This is a genomic window from Streptantibioticus rubrisoli (genome assembly GCF_024436055.1).
In the GTDB taxonomy this organism is placed as follows: domain Bacteria; phylum Actinomycetota; class Actinomycetes; order Streptomycetales; family Streptomycetaceae; genus Streptantibioticus_A; species Streptantibioticus_A rubrisoli.
Genome location: NZ_JANFNH010000081.1, coordinates 1 through 10,358, shown reverse-complemented (window position 1 = coordinate 10,358; position 10,358 = coordinate 1). Strand labels below are relative to the sequence as shown.

The window sequence follows — 10,358 nt, the reverse complement described above, 5'->3', positions numbered from 1 at the left end:
GTGCAGGAACCGCAGGCCGGAGCCGACCCGTTCGGCACCGAGCGCCTGCGCCGTACCGTGCTGGACGCCTGGCAGGCGTCCCCGGCCCGGTTCCGCGAGGACGCCAACGCCGAGGAGGACCTCGCGCTCGGCGGCTACCGCGACCGCCTGGTCGTCGAACTCGCCCAGAACGCCGCCGACGCGGCGCTGCGCGCGGGAGTCCCCGGCCGCCTCCGCCTCACCCTCCACCAGGGCGTACTGGCCGCCGCCAACACCGGCGCGCCCCTCGACGCGGCAGGCGTCGAATCGCTGTCCACCCTGCGCGCCTCCGCCAAACGCGACCAGGCCGAGACGTCCGTCGGCCGCTTCGGCGTCGGCTTCAGCGCCGTCCTCGCGGTCAGCGACGAGCCCGCCGTGGTGGGCCGCACCGGCGGCGTCCGCTGGTCCCTGGCCGAGGCCCGCGACCTGACCGCGCGGGCGGCGGCCCAAACCCCGGGCCTGGCCGAGGAGTTGCGCCGCCGCGACGGCCAGGTACCGCTGCTGCGGCTGCCGTTCGCCGCCGAGGGAGTGGCCCCCGAGGGCTATGACACCGTCGTCGTGCTGCCGCTGCGCGACGGCGCCGCCCAGGACCTGACCGAGCACCTGCTCGCCGGTGTGGACGACGCGCTGCTGCTGACCCTTCCCGGGCTGGCCGAGATCGTGATCGAGACGCCGGACGGCGAGCCGCGCACCCTCACCCGCCGCCAGCACGGCGAGGACGTCATCATCGAGGACAGCGCCACCGGAACCACCCGCTGGCGGGTCACCGCCACCGGCGGCCCGCTCGCCCCCGAACTCCTGGAAGGCCGCCCCGTCGAGGAACGGCTGCGTCCCGCCTGGTCGGTGACCTGGGCCGTGCCGGTCGGCATGGACGGTGCGCCCGCCCGGCCCCGTACCGTACCCGTGGTGCACGCGCCGACGCCGACCGACGAACCGCTGGGCCTGCCCGCGCTGTTGATCGCCTCGTTCCCGCTCGACCCCACCCGGCGCCATGTCGCCCCCGGCCCGCTGGCCGAGTTCATCGCCGCCCGGGCCGCCGACGCCTACGTCGAGCTGCTGCGCGACTGGCGTCCGCCGACCACCGGCGTGATCGACCTGGTACCGGGCCCGCTCGGCAAGGGCGAGTTGGACGGCACGCTCCGCGCCCACCTGCTGCGCCAACTGCCGCACACACCGTTCCTGCCCGCCGCCAAACCCGTCTCCGAAACGGAGGAGGAGCCGCACCCGCTGCGCCCCGACCGCGCGGAGCTCCTGGAAGGCGCGAACGCCGAGACCGTCAACGTACTGGCCGAGGTCTTCCCCGGCCTGCTGCCAGCCGGGCTCGAACGCCGCGTGGAACTACGGACGTTGGGCGTCGCCCGCCTCCCGCTCGGCGACGCCATCGACCGGCTGTCCGGCACCGAGCGCCCCGCGAGCTGGTGGCACCGGCTCTACGACGCCCTGGCCGGTACCGACCCGGACCGGCTGAGCGGCCTGCCGGTACCGCTCACCGACGGCCGTACCGTCGTCGGCCCCCGCCAGATCCTGCTGCCCACCGGCGCCACCCCGCTGCCGGAGGGCCTGACCCGGCTCGGCCTGCGGGTCGCCCACCCCGACGCCGCCCATCCGCTGCTGGAGAAGCTCGGCGCCACCCCCGCCACGCCCCGCGCCGTGCTGACCACCCCGCAGGTGCGGGCGGCCGTCGCCAACTCCCTTGACGCTGACGAGATCTGGGACGAGGAGTCCGGCACCCTGGACGCCGAGGAGCTGGCCGACCTCGTGCTGACCCTGGTGCGCGACGCGGACCTGGCCCCCGGTGACGAGCCGTGGCTCGGCGCCCTCGCACTCCCCGACGATGAGGGCGAACTCACCCCCGCGAGTGAACTCGTCTACCCGGGAAGCCCCTTCGAGCAGGTCATCCGTGCGGACGAAATGGCGCCGTGCGACCCGGAGCTGGCGGACCGCTGGGGCCAACAGCCGCTGACCGCCGTGGGAGTGCTCGCCACCTTCGCGCTGGTGCGCGCCAGCGACGTGGTCCTCGACCCCGACGACCTCGAACCGCGCGACGGCCAGTGGGCCGAACCCGACGACCCGGGCCTGCTGGACGCGGTCGACGTGTGGTGCGAGGACGTGCTCGACCAACTGCCGGACACCGACGTACCGCCGGTCGCCACGGAGATCGTCGGGGTGCGCGACCTGGACCTGGTCGACGACGACGCCTGGCCGCAGGCCCTCGCGCTGCTCGCCCAGCCGCCGCTGCGCGACGCGATCACCACGCCGGTCCGGGTGCTGCTACCGGACGGCACCACCCGCAGCGTCCGCCCGTACACCGCCTGGTGGCTGCGCGACCACCCGGTGCTGGACGGCCGCCGCCCGGTGGGCCTGCGCGCGGCCGGGGGAGACCCGCTGCTCGCCGGGCTGTACGACGAGGCGGAGACCTCGTCGGTGGACGAGCAGGTGCTGCGGGCGCTGGGGGTGCGCACCTCGGTCGACGCGCTGCTGGACGAGCCCGGCGGCGCCGCCGAGCTCCTGTCCCGGCTGGCCGACCCGTCCCGCCCGGTCACCTCCGCCCAACTGCGGTGGCTGTACGCGCGGTTGTCGGCGCTCGCCCCGGAGACGGTCACCCTGCCCGACGAGTTGCGCGCGGTGCGGGACGGCGTGGTGACGGTGGTGGACGCGGGCGAGGCACTGGTCGCCGATGCTCCCGACCTGATGCCGCTGGCCACCGGGCGCGCCCTGCTCCCCGCCGGTCCCCGGTTCGCCGACGACCTCGCCGAACTCTTCCAGGCCCGCCGCCTCAGCGAGGAGTTCGCGGCCCCGGTCACCAGCCACGGTGAGCCACACCAGGTGCCCGACGAGGTGCGCGAACTGCTGCCGGACGCGCCGGAGTCGTACCTGGAGCACGACGAACTGCTCGTCGAGCCGGGCGTCGAGCTCGACTGGCGCTATGTGGACGGCGTGTTGCACGCCGCCACCCTGGAGGGTGTCGCGGCGGGCCTGGCCTGGGCGGCGGGCGAGTGGCAGCGCCGCTTCGAGGTGGCGGCGCTGCTCGAAGACCCGTCCCGCACCGAGGAGTTGGCTCAGGCCCGCTGGTTCGACTAGGAGACCGCCCTGACCCCGCCGTCCGCGGCGGGGTCAGGCGCGGGCGCCCCTCGTCCGGTAGTACCAGACCGCGGCGACCACGATCGCCACGACGGCCAGCACGATCAGCAGCGACGCCCACCACGGCACGAATCCGCCGCCGGGGTAGTAGCCGTAGGAGTGGTGGACGTAGGTGTGATGGACGTAGGTGTGGTGGACGACCGTGGTGTGCGTGACCGTGGTGTGAGAGCCCCCGTGGAAGCCCCCATGCCCGGTTCGTGCGAACGCATAGGAAGACATGGTCCGCGATCATACGGTCAGTCGCCCCGGCGGCTGACCCAGCGCCAGACGACCTCCAGCGCCGTGGAGGCGGCCACCGCGATGCCCACTGCCGTCCACGGCGCCTCGGTGCCGACCAGCCGGAGCTTGAAGAAGGTCTGCAACCACGGTGTGACCAGCACGACCAGGAAGCACACGCCCATCGCCAGCACCAGGCAGATCCGCCACCAGGTGTACGGGCGGGCGATGATCGCCAGCACCCACAGGGAGATCAGGAACAGCGTCAGCGTCGCCGCGCTGGTCTCGGCGTCCAACTCGCCAGCGCCACGGTAATGATGACGGGCGATCAGATAGGTGATGAACGTCGCGATCCCGGCGATCACCCCCATCGGCAGCGCGAACCGCATCACCCGGCGCACGAAGTGCGGCCTGGCCCGCTCCCTGTTGGGCGCCAGCGCCAGGAAGAACGCGGGCACCCCGATCGTCAGGGTGCTCAGCAGCGTCAGATGCCGGGGCAGGAACGGATAGGGCACCCGCCAGATGACCACCAGGAGCGCCAGCAGCACCGAGTACACGGTCTTGGTCAGGAACAGGTTCGACACCCGGGTGATGTTCCCGATCACCCGGCGCCCCTCGGCGACCACCGAGGGCAGCGTGGCGAAGCTGTTGTTCAGTAGCACGATCTGCGCCACCGCCTTGGTCGCCTCGCTGCCCGACCCCATCGACACCCCGATGTCGGCGTCCTTCAGCGCCAGCACGTCGTTGACGCCGTCCCCGGTCATCGCCACGTTGTGGCCGCGCGACTGCAACGCGCCCACCATGTCCCGCTTCTGCCGCGGGGTGACCCGGCCGAACACCGAACCGCTCTCCAGCACGTGCGCCATCTCATCCCGCCCACCGGGCAGTTGGCGCGCGTCAACCGGACTGTGCGCCCCCGGCAGCGCCAACTTGGCGGCGACCGCGCCGACCGACACCGCGTTGTCGCCGGAGATGACCTTGGCGGCGACGCGCTGCTCGGCGAAGTAGCGCAACGTCTCCGCGGCGTCCGCGCGCAGCCGCTGCTCCAGCACCACCAGGGCGGTCGGCGCGATCCCTTCCACCACCGCTGGATCATCCAGCGGCCGAGTCGCCCGGGCCAGCAGCAGTACCCGCAGTCCCCGCGCCCCCTGCTCGTCCACCGCGGCCAGCTCCGGATGGCCGGACGGCAGCAGCACGTCGGGCGCGCCCAGCAGCCAGGTACGGCTCTCCCCGCGCGCGTCCCGCAGCGTCGCCCCGCTGTACTTGCGCGCCGAGGAGAACGGCAGGGTGCCCGTGCAGTGCCAGTCGTCGGAGCCGTCGGGATAGGCGTCGATGATCGCCTGGAGGCTGGCGTTCGGCCGCGGGTCGGACGCGCCGAACGCGGCGAGCACCTTCGCCGCGTACGACTCGTCGCCGTCCAGCACCCGCAGCTCGGTGACGTCCATCCCGCCCTCGGTCAGGGTGCCCGTCTTGTCCAGGCACACCGTGTCCACCCGGGCCAGCCCCTCGATCGCGGGCAGCTCCTGCACCAGGCACTGCTTGCGGCCCAGCCTGATCACCCCGATCGCGAAGGCGATCGAGGTCAGCAGCACCAGCCCCTCGGGGACCATCGGCACGATCCCGCCGATCATCCGGCGCACGGCCTCCCGCCAGTCGTGGTTCTCCACGTACAGCTGGCTGACGATCAGGCCGACGGCGACCGGGACCATCATCCAGGTCACGTACTTGAGGATCTGGCTGATGCCGGTGCGCAGTTCGGACTGGACCAGGGTGAACCGGCTGGCCTCCTCGGCCAGTTGGGCGGCGTAGGCCTGGCGGCCCACCTTGGTGGCGGTGAACGCCCCACCACCGGCCACCACGAAGCTGCCGGACATCACCGGGTCGCCGGGCCGCTTGGGCACCGGGTCGGCCTCGCCGGTGAGCAGTGACTCGTCGATCTCCAGTCCGTCGGCCTCCACCACGGTGCCGTCCACCACGCACTTGTCGCCGGGGCCCAGCTCGATCACGTCGTCCAGCACGATCTCGGAGGTGGACAGCGGCACGCCACGGCCGTCCCGGCGCACGGTGGGCCTGGCCTCACCGATCAGGGCCAGGCTGTCGAGGGTCTGCTTGGCGCGCAGTTCCTGGACGATGCCGATCGCGGTGTTGGCGATGATCACAAAGCCGAACAGGCCGTCCTGGAGGGGCCCGACCACCACGATGATCAGGAACAGCACACCCAGGATCGCGTTGAAGCGGGTGAAGACGTTCCCCCGCACGATGTCCGCCGCTGAGCGGGAACTGCGCACGGGCACGTCGTTGACTTCCCCGCGCCCCGCGCGTTCGGCGACCTCGGCGGAGGTGAGACCGAACGCCTTCGCCTGCGGCGGCCTGGCCCGGGCATGATCGCTCATGGCTCAGACATTACGTGCCGTAAGGACAAATTCCCGGCCCAGCGCCCTGGCCACCCCCACCAGCCGCCTGTTCAGCCGCGCACGGGGCGCCCGCAAGGGGCCGGGGGTTGGGGGCTTGCGCCACGAAGCCGGGCTGGGGGCCCCAAGAAGCCGAGGTTCCGGCCTCGCCCCAAGGAGCCGGGGGGTTGGGGCTTGCCCCCAAAAATGAATCCGCCGCAACGGCGAGCAACCCCCACGGCGGAGCCCGGCGGTCCTAACAAACCGCAACCCAGGCCACCACCCCGCCGGAGGCGCCCCGCGCCCCGCTACCCCGCCGGAGGCGCCCCCGCGGCCCGCCGCAACGCCTCGCGCCGCCGACGCACGTACCAGATGCCGACCACCCCAAGGCCAGCGCCAGCGAGACAGCTCCAGATCCACCAGGAGTGCCCACGGGCGGCGAACCAGCCGTAGAAGGGGAGCTGTACCAGGAAGAGGACGAACCAGACGATCGTGCCGCCGGTAACGATCGCGACATCGTTCGCTTCCAGCGGCTCAGGGGTTTCGTGCCGCGGTGCCCACTTCCTCGTCATGCGCACAGCCTACGGCCCGCCCCGACGGCTCCCACGCACCCGGCCGCCGTGCATCTACGCGCGGAGATAGCGATCACTCGCTCATAGGTTCATACTGAAATGACCTATGCCTGACTGGATTCTTTCGTCTGAATGTCCAAATCCGGTCGGCTTCGAGAGGACCCCTACCCAGCGGCCCCGGCCGCGCATGCCCCGAGGATTTTCATGCCCAGCTCGGCGACCGCTCCGGTCGGCTTCGCGAAGCCCGCTTCCCCGCACGCTCCCAAGAACGGTCTGGATCGTTTCTTCAAGATCTCCGAGCGTGGTTCCAGCGTCTATCGGGAGATTCGTGGCGGTATCGCCACGTTCTTTGCGATGGCCTACATCATCGTGCTGAACCCGATCATCCTCGGTAGCGGTGTCGATAAGTTCGGCCATCACCTGGCCGGTGGTCAGTTGGTCACCGCGACCGCGCTGACCGCGGGGCTCACCACCCTGCTGATGGGTGTGATCGGCAACGTGCCGATCGCGCTGGCCGCCGGGCTCGGCATCAACAGCGTGGTGGCGCTGCAACTCGCGCCCAAGATGAGTTGGCCTGACGCGATGGGCATGGTGGTGCTCGCCGGTCTCGCGATCATGCTGCTGGTCGCCACCGGGCTGCGGGAGCGGGTGATGAGCGCAGTGCCGCTCGGACTCCGCAAGGCGATCGCGATCGGCATCGGCCTGTTCATCTTCCTGATCGGCCTGGTCGATTCCGGCTTCGTCTCGCGCATCCCGGACGCTGCGCACACCACGGTTCCGCTGCAACTCGGTGCCACCGGTCACCTCAACGGCTGGCCGGTGCTGATCTTCGTCCTCGGAGTGCTGCTCACCCTCGCGCTGATCGTGCGCAAGGTGCCGGGGGCGATCCTGATCAGCATCGTGTCGATGACCGTGCTCGCTCTGGTCATCGACACGGTCGGCAAGCTCCCGGCCGCCTCGTGGGGGCTGACCGTCCCCAAGTGGCCGGGCAACCCGGTCTCCACCCCGGACTTCGGGCTGATCGGCAAGGTCAGTGTCTTCGGCGGCTTCCACCAGGTGGGGATCGTCACCGGTGTGCTGTTCGTCTTCACCGTCCTGCTGTCCGGCTTCTTCGATGCGATGGGCACCATCCTCGGCGTGAGCGACGAGGCGCATCTGCTGGACGAGAAGGGTGATCTTCCCGGTATGAGCCGGGTGTTGATGGTGGACGGCATCGCCACCGCGCTCGGCGGCGCCACCTCCAGCTCGGCCAACACCTGCTTCGTGGAGTCCACCACGGGCGTGGGTGAGGGTGCGCGGACTGGGCTGGCCAGCATCGTCACCGGGCTGCTTTTCGTGCTGTCGCTGTTCCTCACCCCGGTGGCCACGATGGTCCCGGCCCAAGCGGCCACTCCCGCGCTGATCGCGGTGGGCTTCCTGATCCTGGCGCACAGCATCGGGGACATCGACTGGAGTGACTTCACGATCGCCATTCCGGCGTTCCTGACCATGCTGATCATGCCGTTCACCTACTCGATCACCAACGGCATCGGCATGGGCTTCATGACCTTCTGCCTGCTGCGGCTGGTGGTCGGACGGGGCCGAGAGGTGCCGGTGGCGCTCTACGCGGTGTCCGCGGTCTTCCTGTTCTACTACCTGATGCCTCCGCTGCACCTGGCGTAGCGGTGGGCTAAGCGGATCGGGCGAGGTCCGCTGCGGTTCGGTAGCGCCCCGAAGGGGCGCGGGGCTGAGTTCATGTGCGGCTCCGCCGCGTGGGCGCGACCAGCCACAACGGTGCTGTAGACGACCGACGGCATATTGCCGCGCTCCCAGCGGAGCGCTTAGCCCGCGTAGAACCGCTGGGTTCTGTCCACCGAGGCCTTGAACCTCTCGTCGAAGTCATCGCGCATGAGCGTCCGGACGACATAGTCCTGGACGCTCATTCCGCGTTTGGCGGCATGGTCGCCGATCCGCTCCAGCAGTTCCGTGTCTATGCGCACACTGAGCACTTTCGATCCACGCGGTCCCATGCATCTACCGTCGCCCGCGGCCGTCGCACGGTGCCGCTCTTTCCGGGGGCAACTCACTCGTACGGGTGGGCTCGCACACAGTCACGTTTGGTGATCTGCGCCCCGGGTTTCGTTAGAGTAGGTAATGAGATAATCTAAAGAACCGTGACCGAACTGTCCGAGGACGACCTCGCCGCGGTGAGCTCCCTGCGAGCGGCCGTGATGCGGCTGTCGCGCAGGCTGCGACACCAACGAGTGGACGAATCGCTCAGCCCGACCGAGATGTCGGTACTGGGCACCCTGGCCCGCTGCGGCTCCGCCACGCCTGGCGAGCTGGCGCGCAAGGAGCATGTGCAGCCGCCGTCGATGACCCGCATCGTGGCCATGTTGGAGGGCAAGGGCCTGGTCCGCCGGGACCCGCACCCGGAGGACCGACGCCAGGTCGTGGTCAGCCAGACCGAACAGGCCGAGGCGATGCTGGCCGAAAGCCGCCGCAAGCGGAACGTATGGCTGGCGCAGCTTGCCGAAGGGCTGACCGACGAGGAGTGGGCGACGCTGCGCGAAGCCGCACCGGTGCTGGAGAAGCTGGCACACCTTTAGACAGCAGACAGCAGACAGCAGACAGCTAGACAGCAGACAGCGGGAACGTCTTTCAGTCGCTACGAGCTAAGGAGAGACTCCTTTGAGTTCGGCCCCCGGAGCAGACGCCGCACCCGGATCGAACCCCACCATCACGACGACCACCCAGCCGACCGAGCCGACCGGACCCACGGCGGCGAAGCGGCACATGTTCAGCTCGTTGCGGAACCGCAACTACCGGCTGTTCGCCGCCGGTGCCGTCATATCCAACACCGGCACCTGGATGTCCCGAATAGCCCAGGACTGGCTGGTGCTCAGCCTGACCGGTTCCGCCACCGCCGTGGGTGTCACCACCGCACTCCAGTTCCTGCCCATGCTGCTGTTCGGGCTGTACGGCGGCGTCATCGCTGACCGTTACCCCAAGCGGCGGCTGCTGCTCGTCACTCAGGCGACCATGGGCCTGCTCGGCCTCGCCCTCGCGGTACTGACGCTCAGCGGCCATGTCCAGGTCTGGCATGTCTACGCCATCGCGTTCCTGCTCGGCGTGGTGACGGTCGTGGACAACCCGACCCGGCAGTCCTTCGTGGTGGAGATGGTCGGTCCGAAGGACGTGCGCAACGCGGTCAGTCTCAACTCCGCCAACTTCCAGACCGCCCGGCTGATCGGCCCGGCCGTCGCCGGTGTGCTGATCAACGCCGTCGGCAGCGGCTGGGCCTTCATGGCCAACGGCCTGTCCTTCGGCGCCCCGCTGGTCGGCCTGCTGCTGATGCGCAAGGAGGAGCTGCACGAGGTGGAGCTCACCCCGCGCGGCAAGGGGCAGCTCCGCGAGGGCCTGCGCTATGTGGCCTCGCGGCCGGAGCTGATCTGGCCGATCGTGCTGGTCGGTTTCATCGGCACCTTCGGCTTCAACTTCGCCATCTGGCTGTCGGCGTTCGCCCACGGGGTCTTCCACGCCGGTGCGGGTACGTACGGTCTGTTCAACACCGCGATGGCGATCGGCTCGGTGGCCGGTGCGCTGCTGTCCGCCCGACGGGCGGTGACCCGGCTGCGGATGCTGGCCGGCGCGGCGGTGGTGTTCGGGGTGCTGGAGATGCTGGCGGCGGTGACGCCGTCGCTGTACCTGTTCGTCGCGCTGCTGGTGGTGATCGGTACGTTCGGGATCACCGTCAACACGACCGCGAACTCGACGGTCCAGCTGGGCACGGATCCCGCGATGCGGGGCCGGGTGATGAGCCTGTTCATGATGGTCTTCGTCGGCGGCACCCCGCTGGGCGGCCCCCTGGTGGGCTGGGTGACCGACACATACGGCCCCCGGGTGGGCTTCCTGAGCGGCGGCCTGGTCTCCGCAGCGGCGGCAGCACTGGTGGGCTTGGCCATCAACACCGCGGCGCGGCGCGTGCAATCCCCGACTTAACGCGCAGCGCCACCCACACACCCACAGCGCAGCCGCGACC

The 10,358-nt window shown here is 70.6% G+C and carries 8 protein-coding genes; 4 read left to right on the top strand and 4 right to left on the bottom strand.

Annotation, left to right across the window (positions count from 1 at the left end; all coding sequences use genetic code 11):
* Window positions 1-3,099, top strand: coding sequence for a sacsin N-terminal ATP-binding-like domain-containing protein (locus NON19_RS32585; RefSeq protein WP_255932889.1), 3,099 nt, complete (start codon window positions 1-3; stop codon window positions 3,097-3,099).
* 33 nt (window positions 3,100-3,132) lie between these two features.
* Here NON19_RS32585 and NON19_RS32580 read toward each other — a convergent pair whose 3' ends face one another.
* The 3 genes from NON19_RS32580 to NON19_RS32570 all read right to left on the bottom strand — a co-directional run bounded on the left by NON19_RS32580 (window position 3,133) and on the right by NON19_RS32570 (window position 6,337).
* The gene (locus tag NON19_RS32580; RefSeq protein ID WP_255932888.1) at window positions 3,133-3,378 is read right to left on the bottom strand and encodes a hypothetical protein; all 246 of its coding nucleotides are present in this window, start codon (window positions 3,376-3,378) and stop codon (window positions 3,133-3,135) included.
* Between the two features lie 17 nt (window positions 3,379-3,395).
* Window positions 3,396-5,768: a cation-translocating P-type ATPase gene (locus tag NON19_RS32575; RefSeq protein ID WP_255932887.1), complete on the bottom strand. Its 2,373-nt coding sequence runs from the start codon at window positions 5,766-5,768 to the stop codon at window positions 3,396-3,398.
* 305 nt (window positions 5,769-6,073) lie between these two features.
* The gene (locus tag NON19_RS32570; protein ID WP_255932886.1) at window positions 6,074-6,337 is read right to left on the bottom strand and encodes a DUF2530 domain-containing protein; all 264 of its coding nucleotides are present in this window, start codon (window positions 6,335-6,337) and stop codon (window positions 6,074-6,076) included.
* A 204-nt stretch (window positions 6,338-6,541) separates the two neighbouring features.
* On the opposite strand from NON19_RS32570, the gene NON19_RS32565 reads away from it, so the two are divergent.
* Window positions 6,542-7,999 (top strand): NCS2 family permease, encoded by a 1,458-nt coding sequence (locus NON19_RS32565; protein WP_255932885.1) that lies wholly within the window; start codon window positions 6,542-6,544, stop codon window positions 7,997-7,999.
* A gap of 158 nt (window positions 8,000-8,157) precedes the next feature.
* Here the strand turns inward: NON19_RS32565 and NON19_RS32560 are convergent, their stop codons facing one another.
* Complete coding sequence (locus tag NON19_RS32560; protein ID WP_255932884.1) at window positions 8,158-8,346, bottom strand: BrnA antitoxin family protein; 189 nt, start codon at window positions 8,344-8,346, stop codon at window positions 8,158-8,160.
* Between the two features lie 201 nt (window positions 8,347-8,547).
* On the opposite strand from NON19_RS32560, the gene NON19_RS32555 reads away from it, so the two are divergent.
* Entirely contained in the window at window positions 8,548-8,925 is a 378-nt protein-coding gene (locus NON19_RS32555) for a MarR family winged helix-turn-helix transcriptional regulator (protein WP_255932890.1), read from the top strand.
* A gap of 82 nt (window positions 8,926-9,007) precedes the next feature.
* Window positions 9,008-10,318 (top strand): MFS transporter, encoded by a 1,311-nt coding sequence (locus tag NON19_RS32550; RefSeq protein WP_255932883.1) that lies wholly within the window; start codon window positions 9,008-9,010, stop codon window positions 10,316-10,318.
* The last annotated feature ends 40 nt before the right edge of the window (window positions 10,319-10,358 follow it).

Excerpts from the sequence above, each read along its gene's own strand:
- NON19_RS32580 (WP_255932888.1), bottom strand. The coding sequence starts at position 3,378 with ATGTCTTCCTATGCGTTCGCACGAACCGGGCATGGGGGCTTCCACGGG.
- NON19_RS32575 (WP_255932887.1), bottom strand. The coding sequence starts at position 5,768 with ATGAGCGATCATGCCCGGGCCAGGCCGCCGCAGGCGAAGGCGTTCGGT.
- NON19_RS32570 (WP_255932886.1), bottom strand. The coding sequence starts at position 6,337 with ATGACGAGGAAGTGGGCACCGCGGCACGAAACCCCTGAGCCGCTGGAA.
- NON19_RS32565 (WP_255932885.1), top strand. The coding sequence starts at position 6,542 with ATGCCCAGCTCGGCGACCGCTCCGGTCGGCTTCGCGAAGCCCGCTTCC.
- NON19_RS32560 (WP_255932884.1), bottom strand. The coding sequence starts at position 8,346 with ATGGGACCGCGTGGATCGAAAGTGCTCAGTGTGCGCATAGACACGGAA.
- NON19_RS32555 (WP_255932890.1), top strand. The coding sequence starts at position 8,548 with ATGCGGCTGTCGCGCAGGCTGCGACACCAACGAGTGGACGAATCGCTC.